The organism is Streptococcus sp. 3.1, from assembly GCF_016648915.1.
In the GTDB taxonomy this organism is placed as follows: Bacteria; Bacillota; Bacilli; order Lactobacillales; family Streptococcaceae; genus Streptococcus; species Streptococcus salivarius_E.
In genome coordinates this window covers 1-18,452 of sequence record NZ_JACLQV010000017.1, presented here as the reverse complement: position 1 = coordinate 18,452, position 18,452 = coordinate 1, and the positions used below count along the sequence as shown (strand labels likewise).

19 protein-coding genes and 1 pseudogene are annotated in these 18,452 nt (G+C 41.3%); 11 read left to right on the top strand and 9 right to left on the bottom strand.

Annotated features, from left to right (window positions below; all coding sequences use genetic code 11):
* Positions 1–9: 9 nt before the first annotated feature.
* Positions 10–294: a hypothetical protein gene (locus H7U02_RS09195; RefSeq protein WP_004182773.1), complete on the bottom strand. Its 285-nt coding sequence runs from the start codon at positions 292–294 to the stop codon at positions 10–12.
* Between the two features lie 124 nt (positions 295–418).
* Between H7U02_RS09195 and H7U02_RS09190 the strand changes: the two genes are divergently transcribed.
* The gene (locus H7U02_RS09190) at positions 419–631 is read left to right on the top strand and encodes a YdbC family protein (protein ID WP_002886106.1); all 213 of its coding nucleotides are present in this window, start codon (positions 419–421) and stop codon (positions 629–631) included.
* A 35-nt stretch (positions 632–666) separates the two neighbouring features.
* Here H7U02_RS09190 and H7U02_RS09185 read toward each other — a convergent pair whose 3' ends face one another.
* Positions 667–2,001, bottom strand: a complete 1,335-nt coding sequence (locus H7U02_RS09185; protein WP_021144417.1) for an Nramp family divalent metal transporter — start codon at positions 1,999–2,001, stop codon at positions 667–669.
* A gap of 196 nt (positions 2,002–2,197) precedes the next feature.
* On the opposite strand from H7U02_RS09185, the gene H7U02_RS09180 reads away from it, so the two are divergent.
* Positions 2,198–2,506: a hypothetical protein gene (locus tag H7U02_RS09180; RefSeq protein WP_201043226.1), complete on the top strand. Its 309-nt coding sequence runs from the start codon at positions 2,198–2,200 to the stop codon at positions 2,504–2,506.
* Positions 2,507–2,545: 39 nt separating this feature from the next.
* Here the strand turns inward: H7U02_RS09180 and H7U02_RS09175 are convergent, their stop codons facing one another.
* Entirely contained in the window at positions 2,546–3,091 is a 546-nt protein-coding gene (locus tag H7U02_RS09175; protein WP_179968737.1) for a hypothetical protein, read from the bottom strand.
* A gap of 53 nt (positions 3,092–3,144) precedes the next feature.
* Complete coding sequence (gene lysS, locus H7U02_RS09170) at positions 3,145–4,635, bottom strand: lysine--tRNA ligase (protein WP_179968738.1); 1,491 nt, start codon at positions 4,633–4,635, stop codon at positions 3,145–3,147.
* A gap of 227 nt (positions 4,636–4,862) precedes the next feature.
* Here lysS and H7U02_RS09165 point away from each other — a divergent pair, with 227 nt between their 5' ends.
* From H7U02_RS09165 to H7U02_RS09150, 4 genes are all read left to right on the top strand, one after another.
* Positions 4,863–6,170, top strand: coding sequence for a LysM peptidoglycan-binding domain-containing protein (locus tag H7U02_RS09165; protein ID WP_179968739.1), 1,308 nt, complete (start codon positions 4,863–4,865; stop codon positions 6,168–6,170).
* 13 nt (positions 6,171–6,183) lie between these two features.
* Positions 6,184–6,663 carry a hypothetical protein gene (locus H7U02_RS09160; protein WP_004182767.1) on the top strand — a complete coding sequence of 160 codons (480 nt, stop codon included), beginning with the start codon at positions 6,184–6,186 and terminating at the stop codon, positions 6,661–6,663.
* 319 nt (positions 6,664–6,982) lie between these two features.
* Positions 6,983–7,885: an HAD family hydrolase gene (locus H7U02_RS09155; RefSeq protein WP_002890593.1), complete on the top strand. Its 903-nt coding sequence runs from the start codon at positions 6,983–6,985 to the stop codon at positions 7,883–7,885.
* Positions 7,886–7,943: 58 nt separating this feature from the next.
* Positions 7,944–8,363, top strand: a complete 420-nt coding sequence (locus H7U02_RS09150; protein ID WP_145516258.1) for a hypothetical protein — start codon at positions 7,944–7,946, stop codon at positions 8,361–8,363.
* Between the two features lie 99 nt (positions 8,364–8,462).
* On the opposite strand, the gene H7U02_RS09145 is transcribed toward H7U02_RS09150, so the two are convergent.
* From H7U02_RS09145 to H7U02_RS09130, 4 genes are all read right to left on the bottom strand, one after another.
* On the bottom strand, positions 8,463–9,101 hold the full coding sequence (locus H7U02_RS09145) for a histidine phosphatase family protein (RefSeq protein ID WP_129852396.1): 639 nt from the start codon (positions 9,099–9,101) through the stop codon (positions 8,463–8,465).
* Positions 9,102–9,103: 2 nt separating this feature from the next.
* Positions 9,104–9,577 (bottom strand): aminoacyl-tRNA deacylase, encoded by a 474-nt coding sequence (locus H7U02_RS09140; RefSeq protein WP_014634221.1) that lies wholly within the window; start codon positions 9,575–9,577, stop codon positions 9,104–9,106.
* Between the two features lie 112 nt (positions 9,578–9,689).
* A complete protein-coding gene (locus tag H7U02_RS09135; protein WP_037600402.1) occupies positions 9,690–10,592 on the bottom strand; it encodes a glycoside hydrolase family 25 protein in 903 nt (300 codons plus the stop codon).
* Positions 10,593–10,782: 190 nt separating this feature from the next.
* A complete protein-coding gene (locus H7U02_RS09130; protein ID WP_037600404.1) occupies positions 10,783–11,172 on the bottom strand; it encodes a hypothetical protein in 390 nt (129 codons plus the stop codon).
* 151 nt (positions 11,173–11,323) lie between these two features.
* Between H7U02_RS09130 and H7U02_RS09125 the strand changes: the two genes are divergently transcribed.
* Positions 11,324–12,166 carry an HAD family hydrolase gene (locus H7U02_RS09125; RefSeq protein ID WP_118189085.1) on the top strand — a complete coding sequence of 281 codons (843 nt, stop codon included), beginning with the start codon at positions 11,324–11,326 and terminating at the stop codon, positions 12,164–12,166.
* A gap of 37 nt (positions 12,167–12,203) precedes the next feature.
* On the opposite strand, the gene H7U02_RS09120 is transcribed toward H7U02_RS09125, so the two are convergent.
* The gene (locus H7U02_RS09120; RefSeq protein WP_002890606.1) at positions 12,204–12,830 is read right to left on the bottom strand and encodes a Pr6Pr family membrane protein; all 627 of its coding nucleotides are present in this window, start codon (positions 12,828–12,830) and stop codon (positions 12,204–12,206) included.
* A gap of 110 nt (positions 12,831–12,940) precedes the next feature.
* Here H7U02_RS09120 and H7U02_RS09115 point away from each other — a divergent pair, with 110 nt between their 5' ends.
* From H7U02_RS09115 to H7U02_RS09100, 4 genes and pseudogenes are all read left to right on the top strand, one after another.
* The gene (locus tag H7U02_RS09115; protein WP_201043224.1) at positions 12,941–14,098 is read left to right on the top strand and encodes an Mbeg1-like protein; all 1,158 of its coding nucleotides are present in this window, start codon (positions 12,941–12,943) and stop codon (positions 14,096–14,098) included.
* Positions 14,099–14,129: 31 nt separating this feature from the next.
* Entirely contained in the window at positions 14,130–14,894 is a 765-nt protein-coding gene (locus H7U02_RS09110) for an SDR family NAD(P)-dependent oxidoreductase (protein WP_201043222.1), read from the top strand.
* A 121-nt stretch (positions 14,895–15,015) separates the two neighbouring features.
* Positions 15,016–18,006 carry a type I restriction endonuclease subunit R gene (locus H7U02_RS09105; RefSeq protein WP_201043220.1) on the top strand — a complete coding sequence of 997 codons (2,991 nt, stop codon included), beginning with the start codon at positions 15,016–15,018 and terminating at the stop codon, positions 18,004–18,006.
* An 18-nt stretch (positions 18,007–18,024) separates the two neighbouring features.
* Positions 18,025–18,452 (top strand): annotated as a pseudogene (locus H7U02_RS09100) (hypothetical protein); the annotation flags it as partial.

Below are 18,452 nucleotides of genomic sequence, written 5' to 3'. Positions count from 1 at the left end.
CTGATAAACTTAACCTCGTTGTGATATGATTTTTAGACGTTTGATTTCTTTTAGTTCAATCATGCTGATGATCTTATCTTGCTCGATAAAGATGGCTTGTCGCTCTCTGTCATAACGGTTGATGTAGCCCTTATAGGTCTTCTGATTGGATGTCAGCATGACCATTTGGTTATGATCTATAGCGTGATAGATATCATTGATAAGCTGATTTTGCATTAGGTGGACAGGTTTGCTGTGACCTGTTTCCACAAACTGATGAAGCTGATGCTTTACCGCTTCTAAAAAGTTTATCATGGTCATTTCCCTCGTTTCTTGATAAAATAATTATAGCATGAAAGGTGAAATTTTGTGGATAACTTCTTTCTAAAACACACAATTTTCACAGAAAAAAACGAATAAAGCTAGTGGAGGTAAGCAAATGGCAGAATTTTCATTTGAAATTGAAGAAAAACTCTTGGTCTTGTCTGAGAATGACAAGGGCTGGACTAAGGAACTCAATCGTGTGAGCTTTAATGGCGCACCGGCTAAGTATGACATCCGTACATGGAGTCCAGACCATACCAAGATGGGTAAGGGGATTACCCTTAGCAATGAAGAATTCCAAGTTCTCGTTGACGCCTTCAAAAACTAAAACAAGGTCAGCATGGCGCTGGCCTTATTTTTTGTTTAAAACGTATCAATGATAAGTTTGAGATTGAGAATGGTTAGGACAATAGCGATGGCATAACCAAGGAAAGTATTCCACTTAGCATTGACGTGTTTTCCCATGAGTGATTTCTTAGAAGTGTAGTAAATCAAAGGGAAGATAGAGAATGGCAAGGCAAGTGAAAGGAAAACCTGTGAATAAACTAGCAGTTGATCCAGAGTCTTTTCTTGATCACCGTAGAGAATAGCTACAACGATAACAGGTAGCAAGGCGAAGAGACGTGTGAATAAACGAATTACCCACTGCGGTAACCTCATATGGAGAAAGCCTTCCATGACAATTTGGCCAGTCAGAGTACCAGTAATGGTAGAGTTTTGACCACTAGCCAAGAGCGCCAAGGCAAAGAGTGTTGAAAGTGTCGAACTAGCTACCGCACCAGCAATCTTAGAGTCCTGAAGAGCATTGTACATCTGTGAGAAAGCTGAAATATCAGAAGCATGACCAAAGAAGAGAGCTGCCCCCAAAATCAAGAGGAGGGAGTTAACCACAAAAGCCAAAGTCAACTGGATGTTAGAATCCCAGGTCATGAAACGGACAGCCTTAGTCACGTCTTTGCCATCAGAATAGTCAACCTTACGAGTCTGTGACAAGGATGAGTGCAAGTAGAGGTTATGTGGCATAACGGTCGCACCCACAATCCCAAGCGCCAAGGTCAACTGGTTGGTATGTCCAGCAGCATGTGGCTCGAAGAGCGTTGGCGTAGGGAGATAACCCTCTAGGATTCCCGTAATACTAGGCTCAGACAAGGCTACCAGATAGACAAAGATAACCAAGATAGTCAAAATCAAGGTTGAAACAATAGCCTCGATTTTTTTGAATCCCAGCTTCATGATGAGCAGTAGCAGGAAGACATCAAGGACTGTCACCAGAATGGCAACCATAATTGGAATACCAAAGAGCAGGTTAAGAGCAATGGCAGAACCAAGCACCTCAGCCAAATCCGTCGCCATTAAGGCCAGCTCCAGAATCACCCAAAGCGTGTATCGCAACCATTTGGGCGAGTGATAGGCAGTCGCTTGAGCTAGGTCCATTTGGGTCACAATCCCTAATTTCCCAGCCATTTGTTGCAACTGCATAGCGATTAAAGATGAAATTAAGATGACAAAAAGCAGACTATACTTGTAGGTCGCCCCACCGACGACACTGGTAATCCAGTTCCCTGGATCCATGTAACCCACTGCCACAAGAGCCCCAGGTCCTAAGAAAGCCTTAAGATTTTGCCAAAAACGATTATTATTTGGTGTATCTATGGATTGGTTTACCTCAGAAAGGGAAACCTTCTTTGAATATGTCATAAACACCTCTTTCTAAGTCATATCTGCCTAAAAGTGTATTATTTCTAGACAGACCGACATCTTTATTATAGCACCATGAGGAAGATGTGCAAGGTTTTGACTTATCTTACATTGGTGTCATAGAGGACTTTTCAGAATTGCCTTTTTATACTAAACTATATGAGTAGATTATTTCATAAATGAGGGAGAAAAATAATTGAAAACATTTCAACTAACAGCTAAGAAAAAGATTACCCTGGCAATCCTAGTTGTCATTGCGCTTGCTTTGCTTATCTTTATCATTAACGTGCAGATGAATCAGCCTGATAACCTACCTGCCAATTACATGGAGCGCCTTAAAAATCCTGGAATGACCGGAGATTACATCGGCCTCTGGAAGTCTCGCTGGCATGAAGAAAACAAAGCATGGATTTATCCTGCGAAACAATACGCTATCTATGCGGTAGTAGCCCTTGCTTGTTTGTCAGCTTGGGTCGCAGCTTCAAAAGCAAAATTTTGGAAATAAGAAAATGCTTCTCTCGATTGAGGGAAGCGTTTTTAAATATTATCTGATGTGAGTCTTATATTGACTAAACATCTCGTCAATATCATCTTCAACTAAGTGATAGATTTTCCAGTCAAATTCAGTTCTAGCAACATCATCAACCAAGACTGTATAACAGAAATCCATGTAATCTTCATAAAAATCAGAGATGAAGGGAAGGAGTGTGTTACTGATATCAGTTGAATAGAGTTTTTCATCAAGATGTTTAAAGAGATAGTCTGTACCCGTAATCGTTTCATTCTTGAGTTTTTGTGCATCCTCAAGGTTAAATCCATCACTTTGGGGATTCAGGAAATCATGTTTTGCTAGCCAGGCGACGAAGATACTGAGATGAAAAGCAGCTCTTTTACTAATCCCTTGCATATCTGATTGGCTTAGTTTTTCTGAAGGGATATCGTTTTCTTCACAATAAAATACAAGTGCGTGATCGAAGAAATAATCTGTGCGGTCTATGAGAAAGTCTACTTGGCTTTCTTCTATTTTTGTATCAGCCTGTTCACCCACACTTGATTTTTTCTTAAATAGGGACTGTAATTTTTTGAACACGTTTATACCTCATATAAAAATATCCCATTATTTGACTAATGGGATATCACTTTTTATTTCATCGTTGGGAACAACAAGACATCACGGATGGTTGTTGTGTCAGTGAGAAGCATGCAGAGACGGTCGATACCGATTCCGAGTCCACCTGTTGGTGGCATACCGTATTCAAGGGCTTCAACGTAGTCGTAGTCGATGCCTGTTGCTTCGTCGTCACCGAGTTCTTTAGCAGCAGCTTGTGCTTCGAATCGTGACAATTGATCGATTGGGTCGTTCAATTCGGTGAAGGCATTTCCGTACTCTTTTGTCATGATGAAGAGCTCGAAACGGTCAGTGAAGCGTGGGTCTTCTGGGTTTTTCTTAGCCAATGGAGACACAGCAACTGGGTGACCGTAAACGAATGTTGGTTGAATTAAGGTTTCTTCAACGAATTCTTCGAAGAAGGCGTTGATGATATGACCAACTTCAGTGTAGTGTTTTTCAACTGGAACATTCTTTTCAGCGGCGATAGCTTTGGCTTCGTCCAAAGTCATGTCTTGCCAGAAGTCAACGCCAGTGATTTCCTTGATTGCATCAACCATGTGGATGCGTTTGAATGGTTCGTTGATCTTGATTTTAGTTCCTTGGTAGTTGATAGGTCCATCACCTTTAACCGCTTTAGCAGCGTGTTGGATGATACCTTCAGTCAAGTTCATGATATCGTGGAAGTCAGCGTAAGCTTGGTAAACTTCGATAGATGTGAACTCAGGGTTGTGAGTGGCATCCATACCTTCGTTACGGAAGATACGTCCGATTTCGTAAACACGCTCCATACCACCAACAATGAGACGTTTGAGGTGGAGCTCAGTCGCGATACGAAGTACCATGTCGATGTTTTGTGCATTGTGGTGAGTGATGAAAGGTTTAGCAGCAGCACCACCAGCTTCATTGTGAAGAACAGGTGTTTCGACTTCAAGGAAACCTTGAGCATCGAGGTAGCGACGGATTTCAGAAATGATTTTTGAACGTGTGACAAAGCGGTCAAAGCTTTCACGGTTAGAAATCAAATCGAGGTAACGTTTACGGTAGATGGTTTCAACGTCTGAAAGTCCGTGGAATTTCTCAGGCAATGGGCGAAGGGCTTTAGACAAGTGCGTGATATGAGTAGCCTTGATAGAAAGTTCTCCCATATCTGTACGCATAACTTCACCTTCGACGCCGAGGAAGTCACCAAGGTCAGCTTTCTTGAAGATGTCGTAGTTTTCTTCACCGACAGCATCTTTACGTACGTAGATTTGGATTTGACCATCGCGGTCTTGGATGTGGGCGAAGCCAACTTTACCTTTGCCACGTTTAGTCATCAAACGACCTGCGATAGTAGCAGTTTCGTTGATTTCGTGCAATTCTTCTTTTGTTTTGTCAGCGTATTTTTCTTTTAATTGACCAGATGTAGCTGTGCGTTCGAATCGCTTACCAAAAGGATCGATTCCTTGTTCAGCCAAGGCCGCCATTTTTTCACGACGGACAATCTGTTGATCGTTCAATTCTTCCATGTGTTGATTTGACATGTTAGTCCTCCATAAAATAGTCGTAATTATTGTATCATAAATCACCTTCTAAAGATAGGACAAATGATTAAATGTCAGATAAATAAAGCTAGGATTTGTCTATTTTTAGGACAAATCGTTAACTAGCATTAATCTTTGATTAGAAAGTTATAGAATTTATTGACAAATATAATAAAAAGGGTGTACAATAGCAAAGTAAGTTTCGTATGATATAAGGAGGAAATACGATGAAAAAGAAAAATTATGTTAGTAAAGCCGTGATGCTTGGCGCTTTACTAGCACCTATTGGGATGCCTACGGTATCTGTGTTAGCAGATAGCTTTTATCAAAATCAAACGAGTGCTCACGCTGCTGATATTACAAACTGGATTGCCAGCACACCTGAACAAATTACAAATAATTTGACAACTCAGAATATCAATCCACAGCAGTTAGATGGTCAACAGTACGTGATTCAATGGGGAGATACCTTGTGGGGAATTTCTCAAGCGACTGGAATTTCTATTGAAAAATTAGCCTACGATAACAATATTCAGAATATTGATCTTATCTTTGCAGGTGATGTCCTCATCTTGAAACGTGATGGTGATGTACCAGCAGGTTATCATGTGACTGGTAATGGTTACCGTTGTGCACATTCTAAGATTGTTATCAACAACTACTACGGTGATAACAACCGAGTGATTATCAATAACAGCACTTTTGTTTCTGATGACCATTCTAAGAATACAGTGATTTACGCTCCAGATAATTCTGACAATAGCGTTTCATTCTCAAATAACACGACAAACAATAATAACGATAAAGACAAAGATACTAAAGATTCTAAAGATGGCAAGGACTCTTCTTCGTCATCATCTGAATCTAAAGATGCTTCATCAAGTTCAACAAGTGGATCATCATTTTCTGCATCAAGCTCAACAGCAAGCAGTAGTGAAAGCAAAGCAAGTACAGAAAGTTCTAAGGAAAAAGAATTGACTGATGATGCTTTCCAAGACAAGGTTCAAGAAGAATTCTCAAATATTTATCGACAAAATCGTTCAGGTGGTCCAGCATGGACTTTCTTCTCACATGCAGATGATAAGACTGGTGTAAATGCTACAGCTAAGAAGGACACTGAAAGCACAGCTCTCTACCTTCAAGGTGAAACGCCAAAGGCTAAAGATATTGTTGATGGACCTAAAGATGGTGCCAAAACGGAAGCTAATGCCAAGGCTCTTGCTCAAAAGATTTATGACGCTCTTAACAGGGATAGTAAGATGTCAGATCTTATCAAGTCAAAATATGCTCAAATTCAGGTAAGTTATAAGGGTGATAAGTGGGCTTTCAACGTTGATGTTTACAAGGAAAAAGAAAGTTCATCATCAAGCACTGAAAAATCATCAGAATCTAAGTCGTCATCAAGTGATGATTCTCAAACAGAAACACGCATGAGTTCAAGCTCATCAAGTGTTGAACGTTCATCATCAAGTTCTTCAAGCCACACTGAAACAGACTCAGAGGCAACTTTCTCTGATCTAACTGGTGATGAATAGAGAGGGGCAAGACATGTCAAAGAGAAATATCATTATTAGTGTCGTTCTTGCTTGTCTCTTGGTTACGGGAGCTGGATTTGGTGCTTTCTATTACTGGGGAACACACCATTTAGATAGTGTTGTGCCTGGTAAGGTTTACCAATACTCAAGTTCTCTAAACGGAGAGGTCAATAATCGTGTCATGTATGTAGCCTTCCAAGAAGGTGGTAACAAGGCACTTGTGAGTCAAGATCGTACGACAGTGGTTAATGCTGCTAAGAGTCAGACTGATTTTGACAAGGCCTATAATGACCAAACAGCTAAGTGGGAATACAGTGTGACAAAAACTACCTTGACTCTTGGTAAAAAAGAGGACGATCAGTTGTCACAATGGCAGTATAATAAGGTCTTTGCTTATGGTGACCACTTCACATCAAAAGACTTCTATTATCAGATTGCCAAAGGTGGTCAGGGTGAAGTCAAACAAAAAATGACCTTCAAAGAAATTAAATAAGTATCTGAATATGACAAGATGCTTTAGGTTTGGGACAAATTGTTCCAAACCTTTTTCTATCTTCAAAACACGAATAATCTTTTCTTAAGTGGGGTCAAAAATTGAAAAGAAAGGGCAAAAACGGTATAATAAGACTGTTTGGGCAATTGCGTTCTGATAAACAACAGACGAGCAAGATTGCCACAAGACAGTTGACTTAAAGCTTACTTTTGCAAGACTGAAGATTAAATTAGGAGCGGCTGATGCAGTAGTTTAGTTGTTAGACCTCTTAATTTATCAAAGTCTCTGACAAGAGAATGATATAAGAAAGAACGGACAGATGATTACCTCTATTGTTTTTGACGTTGACGATACTATTTATGACCAACAGGCACCTTATCGTATTGCCATGGAAAAATGTTTCCCTGACTTTGATATGAGTCACATGAATCAAGCCTACATTCGTTTCCGCCACTATTCTGATGTTGGTTTTCCACGTGTAATGGCTGGTGAGTGGACAACCGAGTATTTCCGTTTTTGGCGCTGTAAAGAGACCCTTTTGGAGTTTGGCTACCGTGAAATTGATGAAGAAACGGGTAACCATTTCCAAGAGGTTTACGAGCATGAGTTGGAAAACATCACCATGCTTGATGAAATGCGCATGACCCTTGATTTCCTTAAGGAAAAAAATGTTCCTATGGGGATTATTACCAATGGACCAACAGAGCACCAACTTAAAAAGGTTAAGAAGTTGGGACTTTATGATTACGTTGATCCTAAGCGTGTCATCGTCAGTCAGGCGACAGGTTTCCAAAAACCTGAGAAGGAAATCTTCAACCTCGCAGCTGAGCAATTTGACATGAATCCATCGACGACGCTCTATGTTGGAGATTCTTATGACAATGATGTCATGGGGGCCTTCAATGGTGGTTGGCATTCTATGTGGTTTAACCACCGTGGACGTAGCCTTAAACCAGGTACTAAGCCAGTCTTTGACTTGGAAATTGATAGTTTTGAGCAACTCTTTGGAGCGGTGAAAGTCCTTTTCGACCTTCCAAATAACAAATATATCTTTGATATCAATGATAATGAAAATCCAGTCCTTCAACTAGGTATCAATAATGGTCTTATGATGGCGGCTGAACGTCTTCTTGAGAGCAATATGAGTATTGATAAAGTGGTTATCCTTCTTCGTTTGAATGCTAACCAGGAAAAAATCCTTCGTATGAAATATGGAAGATAAATAGAGCGGCCTCGTGTGGCCGTTTTATTGTCTAGAACGTGAGATAAGGAGTTTGAAAATGGTAGAAATCAACAACTTAAAACATGATATTGAAGCACTAAGTGCTGAACGTGAGGCTTTGAGAAAAGAAGTAGAAGCACTCGAAGCCAAACGTGACGATCTCTTCGAAGGTGTTAGAGACGCAGAACAGATGAAGTGCGTTGCTTGGGATTCTTATTATGCCTTAGCGGACCACCTTAATGCTGAAGAAAAGCAAAGAGGGTTTGCTAACAACTATTGGGAACATGTCCATAGAACTGCCAAAATAGACGTGGAATTTATCTTGAGTCGTGGTCTTCGTTTTAAGCGTTTATTGTCTGAAGGACAGTATGATCTTGTCTTACAGGAACTAGACGATTTTGAAAATGAACTAGAGGACTTGGCACGAGACTTTGGTGTCGAATTAAATCGTTTGCCAGATGAACCGAAGTGGAAATAATGGAAGTGAAGCTCTTAAAGTATTAGATTTAAGGGCTTTTTGAGTGCAAAAAAGCGACCCTTGTTCAGGATCGCTTGTCTTATGAAGTCAGTCGATGGTTTAGCTAATCTTGTTTTGTTCATCCATATAAGATGTATCGTTCCAACATTTGAGAGTGAAGTGCTCGAAATCATTGGTTTCGAGAATAGTGACAGAAGCATTGTCAAGACCTCCTGCCTTACGAAGAAGACCCGGTTCAAAACCAAGGAGGGTACGGATAGAAGCTGTTAGGTTAGCTCCGTGACCAACAATGAGGACATTTTTAGCATTACTATCTTTAAGTGTTTTGACAAATTCGGCCACACGTTTGGTTGTCTGGTAAACAGATTCAGCTTGGAAGTCATTAGCACGGAAGTTGGCTAGGTTATGACGGAAGGCATCCATTTCTTTTGGATAGATGGCCTGAACGAGTGAAATTTTTTGTCCTTCCAGTTTGCCAAGCTGCCATTCACGCAAAGCTTTAGTGTAGGTAACTTTAGCTTTAGGTTTTTGAGACTCCATGATGAGCTCTGTAGTTTTTTTAGCACGTGGTAGGTCACTTGAGAAGACCAAGTCAAAATGAGTGTCACTGAGGTAGTGACCTAGCTCACGTACTTGTTCAACAGATTCTTTAAGCAAAGGCGAGTCTCCCTTGGCGCCTTGAAGTCGGCCTTCCAAGTTCCACTCAGTTTTACCGTGACGTACAAAATACAGTTTCATGATTACTCCTTAATATCAGCAAATTCAGCATTAACAAAATCAGCAAGTTCTTGACTATTGATACGGATAGAGCGCCCAATTTCTCCCGCTGAGACAATAAGGAAACCAGCTTCTTGGGCAGACTGATCGATGTAAATAGGGAAATTGTGTTTTTGGCGAATTCCCACTGGGTTGTTGGCTCCGTGAACATAGCCAGTCGTTTTTTGGAGATCCTTTTGTGGAATCATTTGAACTTTCTTGTTCCCTGAAATTTTAGCTAATTTCTTTTCAGACAGGTGCTCGGTGATAGGGACGATGCCGATGACTGGTCCTGTCTTATCTCCCTTAAGGGCGAGGGTTTTATAAATGCTCTCACGTGCCACATCTTCTGGAAGCTCTCCTTCTAAACCATTGAAGGATAAGCTATCATGGTCAATTTTAGCTTTATCAAGAATTTGGTCAACCAAGGTTTTCTTGACTTTGCCTTTCTTAGCCATTGTCATATCTCCTTTTAAAGTTATACATTTCTACCATCCATTATAACACAATCGTCTTAACACGCCTAAACCAATTTGACAAGAAGAAAACCAGTGCCTTAGACACTGGTTTTTACTGACTACTAGATGAACTTGTCGAAGTAGTCTTCTTATTTTTAGTTGGTTTTTGCTTAATCTTACCAAAGAGTTTTTCAAAGGTTTTACGTTTGTTTTTCTCTGGATTGATTTGGTTAAGATCTAGGATGTTGTCGAAACCTGGAAGGCTTCCTTGAGACGTATACTGGTGAAGGTCATAGTCGATTTCAGTGTTTGGTAAAGCCTCGTAATAACCAGAATCGGTACCGTAGGCTGGAATCCAAACAGCGTCGAAGTTTTTAGTTGAAACTTCTTGCTCGAGCATGAAATAAGCACCAATATAGAGACCAACATTTTCAGCTCCAAGTCGTTTGAGCTCAGCGAGAAAGGCTTGGACACCTTGCTCCATGTTAGACATGGTTTCCTCTTCGACGTCAATCCAGTAATAAGTCGGTTTGTATGGAGAAGCATTTTTGTAGAAAATACGAGCTTCTTCCTTCATCTCCTTGACAGAAGTACCTTGAGCGTAGGAATAGACGGCAACTGGAACGTCACGTTTTTTGAGTTCTTTAATATGTGTTTTAAAAGATTTGTCGACCCCATTCGAACTAGCGGCATTGCTATCCTTACTAATCAGTGATCCACCGAAGACGCGGACGATAGCACCAGAAATATGATTTGACAAGACATCGTAATCGATATCCTGAGGTAGTTGCCACCCTGAAAGGTCGATAATGGGATTGAGTATCAGCTCCTCGTCGGAACTGCTAGATGTACTACTGGTTGTTGTTTTTGGTGTAGTAGCATAAGGAATAGCAGATTTCACGTTTTGAAGATGCGCCTGTTGTTTGGACGTATTGTGAATATTTGCAATAACTAATGCTAATCCTAAAAGAGCTAGAACCACGTAAACAACGATCGGTTTTATTCTTTTTCTCATTACTCCCATTCTACCTTAAATAGCGCAAAAATGCAAAATAGAATGTTTATAAATTCTGTGAGAGATATTAAAGTGACTGATTTCCAAAAAGCCTTTGTAGTGCTGACTTAGGCACATTTTATGAATAAAGGTGTTTTGAGCTATCCTTGAATTAAGTGAATTTTTCATTTATTAAAGCAAGAAATTTAGCTTAAAAGTCAGTTTCTTCCTTGAAACTAGCGCCACTAGTGGCATCAGACCAGGCGACAAGAGCTTGAGCAGAGTTATCCAGATAGGTCTTGAGAGGTTGCTTCAAATCATAAATAGTCTCCCAAAATCCTAGGACCTTTCCTTCGTTGTCGATAGCAGCTTGGTAGGTCTGGATGAGGACTTGATCAAAACTGTCTGTTGGAATCTGATAACTTCTTTCTTTGGTAGGAGATGCTAGAACTTCAGACATGATCCAATCGGGCAGATTTTCAGGCTCACGGGGGAAGAAACTACCGTCAGCGCCACCGTTGTCGTAGAGAAAGTTTCCTTGGGCATCATAGGCTGCTAATTTATAGGACAGGTGATTCAGTAGTGTTTTTAAATCATTCATATCTTCATCATAGCTTCTTTCAGGAGAAATGGCAATGCTTTGGATTGGAGACAATATTATCGTAGGATAGTATCAGTTTGTCTGAGGAAAGTATTATCTCTTGGAGCAGTATCAGGGTATAATAAAGTAAAAGAAGACTCGAGGTGAGAACATGTCAAAACTTATTTTTCTAGATGTTGATGGGACATTGGTGGATTATCATAACCGCATTCCAGAGTCAGCAGTAAAGGCAATTCGTCAGGCGCGTGAAAAGGGGCATCTGGTCTATGTTTGTACCGGACGTAGTAAGGCAGAAATGCAACCTGAATTATGGGAAATTGGCTTGGATGGGATGATTGGTGGCAATGGCTCTTATGTGGAGCATCATGGCCAAGTCCTCATGCATCAGCTGATTTCCAAGGAAGATGCAGCAAAGATTGTGGATTGGCTAACAGAGCGCCATCTTGCCTTTTATTTGGAGAGTAATAACGGCCTCTTTGCCAGTCCTGATTTTCGGGAGCGGGCGCGTGAGACACTTAAGACTTACGCTATTCAAAAGGGGCAATCTGCAGAGTCTGTTGAGGGTAAGGAACCAGAAGATTTCATTCATGGCCTCCAGTATGGTGGGGAACTCTACCGTGACGACCTAAACAAGGTCAGTTTCGTTTTGGAGTCCTATCAGGATCACTTGGATTCCAAAGAAGCTTTTCCACAGCTTGAAGCCCATACTTGGGGAGGACGAGGTGAAACAGCCTTATTTGGTGACTTGGGTGTTAAGGATATTAACAAGGCCCATGCCATTGATGTCCATTTGGAACATTTAGGGGCTAAGCGTTCGGACACCATTGCTTTTGGTGATGCCAAGATTGATATCCCTATGTTGGAATACTGTGAGATTGGTGTTGCCATGGGAAATGGTGGTCCAGAAATCTTGGCTATGGCAGACCTAGTCACAGACGATGTTGAAGCTGATGGCTTGTACAAAGCTTTTGATAAATTGGGCTTGTTGCAATAGAAAAAACTGAGTTCCTTTTTGGAGCTCAGTTTGTATTTTATGCTGGTTTACGACCGATAAATTTTTTCAAGAGATATAAGAGATAGCCAACAGCGATATACCCAGCACTGATGACCAGGACGTTTACCAAGACCTTGTTCCAACCAAATTTATTGACATTGATAAAGAAGTAGGCGAAAGGGCTATCTTTGGCACCTGGGATTGGGAGTTTTAGAACCAAGCCATTTAGAAGGGCAAAGGCAAAGTAAGACAGAGGGACCACTGACCAGTAAATTGGTTCACGGAGACGGTAGGCTTTCTTAGCATCGAAAATGAGGGTATCAAGCACCAATCCCCAAGGGACAATATAGTGAACCAAGAAATTGCGGAGGGTCCAGAATTTCTCAGGTTCTGTAATAGGAGCCAAGAGGATGTGATAGATGACTCCAGTGATGAGGATGGCCATGGTTACGCCACCCTTGTAACGCAAGAGTTTTGTGTTAGTCGTCGCATCTCCTTTTTTGAAGTCATAGATGATAAAGAAAATCAAACTAGAAAAGACGAGGATATTGGACAAAACGGTGTAATAGAGTAGCATGCCCCAACCATCATCATGGATTTGGATAGAGACTCCTACCAGTCCACAAAGAGCTAGTAAAATACGGTAAAATCGTGAAATAGTCATAAGCTTCCTTTTCCTAATAAATAATCTCTCTTATCATATCACATTTTTCACTAACAATTTTTTGAAAATTCTAGTAAAATCAAAGTAAGAAAGACTTCAAGGAGATTACTATGTCCAATCTAATCGATTATCTTGAAAAGGTAAAGGAACTTACCTTTGATCAAGAGCCTCTCAATATCTTGGATAAGGTTTGCATCAATGAAATTGGCTACCTGACTTATGAAAAATACCTCACAGCAAGTGATTTACAGAAAACCATCAATTTACATGACTATGCCGAGGGTAAAGAGCTAAATCCTGAGTATACCTTCATGGTGACTAAGGAACGGGTAGATTTGGCTGAAGCCATGGTCAGGTCGAAGCGTTTCGCTGGACTTAATCTAAGTGACTACTGTAGTGTCTTGGACAAGGAAGTCGAAAAGCAGTTTGCAGCCATGATTTTTAGCCTGCCTGAACTGGACTACCAACAGATTGTTTTTCGTGGGACTGATGATAGTGTTATTGGCTGGAAGGAGGATTTTCAGCTGACCTACAGTCGGGAAATTCCAGCCCATCGCTCAGCTATTGCCTTTCTGTCTGAGCACTTGCCAAAACTCAGTGGCCATATCGCTGTTTCTGGACATTCCAAGGGTGGTAATCTTGCCCTCTATTCGGCTGTTCAAAGCTCGACTGCTCTACGCGAGCAAATAGCAGAGCTATTGCTTCTGGATTCTCCGGGATTGATGAAGCCCCTCTTAGAGAAGCCTTCTTACCAAGAGTTAAAAGCCAGGATGACAGTTATTAGACCTCAAGATTCTGTTGTGGGGGTTATGCTCTATTGGGATAGGCCTGCCCAGCTAGTCGCAGCAGAAGGCATTGGATTTGCTCAACATAACGCCTTGACTTGGGAGGTTGACCTAGAAGCAGGAGATTTTGTTTATGAGGACCAGCCAACAGAGTTGAGTCAACGTTTGGAAGAAACCTTCCAAGAGTGGATTGAGACCTTGCCCAATCAAGAACTCAAGCAGGTCTGTGATTTGTTCTTTGATACCATTCTTGATTCTGGAATTGAGAGTCTAGACGATATTAGTATCAAAACTCTCCCTAAGTTAGGTCAGTTGTTGCAAGAATTTGGCAATCTTACTGACCAACAAAAAAAGGTTCTTCAAGATGGTTTCAACCAATTACTCTCGATATTTTGGAAGTCAGGAAATAAAAAATCTACCCTGCCCAAGCTTGAACTTCCTGATTTTATCAAGAAGTTGAGTGAATTGACAAATAACGATTAGGGTAAGCTGAACTATAGGAGTGGAGGATATCATGCCTAAAAACGTACTTATTACAGGAGCAACATCAGGAATTGGCGAAGCAACGGCGCGTGCCTTTGCTAAAGAGGGAGAAAATCTCATCCTAACAGGTCGCCGTGTGGAGCGTCTTCAAGCCTTGAAAGAAGAGCTCCAAGCAACCTATCCCAATCAAAAAGTTTGGACTTTTGCATTGGATGTTACCGATATGGACATGATCAAGGATGTTTGCCAAGCCATTCTCAAAAGTGTGGGGCAAGTCCATGTTTTAGTCAATAATGCAGGCCTGGCACTAGGCCTAACAGCCTATCAAGATTATGAAGAGTGGGATCTGCTGACCATGCTCGACACCAATGTCAAGGGCTTGATGATGGTGACACGTCAGATTCTACCAAGCATGGTTGCTGCCAATGAGGGACATATCATTAATATGGGCTCTACGGCGGGCATCTATGCCTATGCAGGTGCAGCTGTGTATTCAGCTACAAAAGCCGCAGTGAAAACTTTCAGCGATGGTTTGCGTATTGATACCATTGCCACAGATATCAAGGTGACAACCATTCAGCCCGGTATCGTTGAGACCGACTTTTCACAAGTTCGCTTTCACGGTGACAAGGACAAGGCAGCCAAGGTTTATCAAGGTTTGGAAGCCCTCCAAGCCCAAGATATTGCGGATGCTGTCCTCTACGTTACCAAGCAACCACGACGCGTCCAGGTTTCAGACATGACCATCATGGCTAACCAACAAGCCACAGGGTTTACGATTCATAGGGGGGAATAAATAGATGATAAAAACATGACCTTCGGGCCGTGTTTTTTTGTTTGAATTTTCCCAAAACTATGAAAGAAACCGTGAAAATGCTATAATGTAAGGGATTACGACAGTGTTGAAAGGATAAGTCATGCCAGCAGTTACTCCAGAACTTGAGATAGAACGTCAATTAATCGAGCAATTAACCTCTGGTGAGAGCCAGTGGACCTATCGCCCAGACTTAAAAAATGAAGGTCAATTATGGGACAACTTTTTTGAAAAGTTAGCTCAGAATAACGTTGCCTTACTTGCTGACCATCCCTTGACCGACCAGGAGAAGCGCCAAATCAAGAACCAGCTTAACTTCATTAACTATTATGAAGCTGCTAAGTGGTTGGCGGGTGAAAATGGTATTGCCAAAGTCGAGGTGCAACGTGAGGATGCTAGCCTTGGGACTATCCGACTTTCTGTCATCTGGCGTGACAATATCGCTGCTGGAAAATCCAGTTACGAAGTGGTCAATCAGGTGGAACGTGACAAGGCTTATCCACAAGATCAGGACCGTCGTTTAGATACAACTCTGATGATAAATGGCCTTCCTCTTATCCATATCGAGCTCAAGAGTCCTCGTGTGGCTTTTTTGGATGCCTTTCATCAAATCAAAAAGTATGACCGTGAAGGAAAGTTACGTGGCATCTATTCTGCCCTTCAGATGTTTGTTGTAACTAATAAGGTTGATACACGTTATATCGCAGCTGCACGAGAAGATAAGCTCAATAAACAGTTCTTGACATCTTGGGTGGATAAAGATAATAAACCCATGACCAGTCTCATGGACTTTGCCCACGAAGTCCTGTCTATTCCACGTGCCCATCAGATGGTGATGCAGTACTCCGTTATTGATGATAGTAAGAAAGCACTCATCCTCTTACGTCCTTATCAAATCCATGCCATCGAGTCTGTTCAGGATGCCTCTCGCCGTCAGGAATCTGGCTATATCTGGCATACCACGGGTTCTGGTAAGACCCTGACCTCCTACAAGGTGGCTCGCAACCTCTTGCAGATTCCAGCCATTCAAAAGACAATTTTCGTCGTCGACCGTAGGGACCTTGACCAGCAGACGACCTCGTCCTTTCTCTCTTATGCGGCCAATGATGTTATCGATATCGACGAAACAGACAATACCCATGATTTGGTCAAGCGTTTGGCAGGAAATGATAAGCGAGTGATTGTGACGACTATCCAGAAAATCACAACCATGATGCGCAAGTTTGGGGAAGGTAAATACCAAAAGGATTCGGAAAAAATCAAGGACCTCCGTGTAGCTTTCGTTGTGGATGAATGTCACCGTGCGGTCACGCCTCAGACGCAAAAAGATATCAAGGGCTTTTTCCACAATTCGCTCTGGTATGGCTTTACAGGCACACCGATTTTCAAGGAAAATAAACGCAAGCAATTAGGCGATTTGGCACAAACCACCCACCAACAATATGGGGAACGCCTACACGAGTATACGGTCAAAGAAGCCATCCATGACGGGGCTGTTCTTGGTTTTAAGGTGGATTATCGAAATACCATTATTTCGCCGATTCCTGAAAAAGACCTTCCTGACTCTGTTTATGAAGATAAAGAGCACATGCTAGAAGTCTTGGATGCTATCCTAAACAAAAGTTATCAACAGTTGGGCTTTCCAAATGGTGTGGGCAAGACCTACGAGGCTATCTTAACGGTTAAGTCCATTCCACAAGCTCAGGCTTATTACAATCTGCTCAAGAGTATCAAGGCAGGACAGGAACGTGTCAAGGTGTCAGAGCGAGCTAAGCGCGTGCTACCCGACTTTCCAAAGATGACGGTCACTTACTCAGTGTCGGAAAATGAAGAAGAGTCTATCGACTACCAAGACCACATGAAACAGGTCATGGACGACTACAATCAGGAGTTCAGTACCCATTTTACTATGGCTGATTTGCGTGGCTTTAACACGGATATCAATAATCGTTTAGCCAGAAAGTTAGATAAATACATTCCTCGCAATGAGCAGTTGGATTTGGTCATCGTCGTTGACCGTCTTTTGACCGGTTTTGATGCCCCCTGTCTATCAACTCTCTTTATCGACCGTAAGCCCATGCGTCCACAGGATTTGATTCAAGCCTTTAGTCGCACCAACCGCATCTTTGACAGTAAAAAGCGCTATGGCCATATCATCACCTTCCAAAGACCAGAAGCTTTTAAAGAGGCTGTGGATAACGCCCTTAGACTCTACTCAAACGGTGGTGAAAATGATGTTACTGCCCCAGACTGGGCAGAAGAAAAAGCCAATTTCATCCAAGCCTGGATAGACTTCCAAGTAAAAGTGGAAGATGTGGAAAACTATGTCATCACGATTGAGCAGGCTACTAGCCCACAACTCCGTCGCATTGCCAAGGCTTATCAAACTTTTGACAAGTATCTGGCGTCTATCCGTGTCTATAGTGAATATGATGAAGCGGCTATCTATGCGGAAACAGGACTATCAGATGAAAAGCTCGAAACCTATCTAGGAATCTATCAAAATATCCTAGCAGAGCTCAAAAGCAGAGCAGAAGATGATGGTGATGATAATCTCTTTGATATCCACTACGAACTGGAATCCGTCCAAGTCGATGAGATTAACTATGCTTACATCCTGACCCTGATTCAAAGTATGATTCAGCAGGAAGAAGATAGTCCACAGGCCCTCAGTGACAAGGATATCGAAACTGTTGATAACTATATCCAGAGTCTGGAACGCACCAATCCTAAACTAGCAGAAATCATCCGAAATTTGTGGAAAGAAGTCCAAGCCAATCCTAAAGATTACCAAGGACAATCTATCACTGGTGTCTTGGACACTATGATTGAAGCCCTCATAGACGACCATCTCAAACGCTTTGCCAGAAAATGGTATGTCGGACTCGATGAACTTCGTTACTACGTTCAACACTATCGTAAAGGTGCTAAGAAGCAATCTGGTGAAAGCCAGCTCACCAAGAGCCAACGCTACAAAGATTACAAAGCAGAAACAGCTGATGCCCTCAACCCGCTCAGCTACAAAAAACACATCAAAGAAGCCTATACCAAACTCATTGAAGAGGTCATTGAACCATTGAGAGTGGGGAGGTAGAGGAAGGAGAGATGAATAGTGCAGGAATTTAATATTGAACAATTTAAAAGAAATGTTCTTACTAAAAATTTGAATATTTTAATTGGTTCTGGAGTGTCATATCCAGCAATTCCTTTAATGAATTTCTTTTCAAAAGATGATAAAGGTATGCCTGTAAGTAAAGAAGTTGCAAATGCTAATTTAGAGAATTATATATGGAAAGTTAGTTCTTTTTTACCTTTTAATCATAATGATAGAATAAAATATTTTGTTGAAAACATGGATAAACAGACTTTGTATTCAACGGAATATTATACTAAACTAATGAACTTCATCATCCTTGAGAATAATGTTGATTATGTACTAGAACGATATATAAAGTTCTTAGAAAAAGTAATTACATTACTTTACATATCAAATTCTAGAACGGTTTCAAAGAATGTTAAGATTTTTACCACAAATTATGA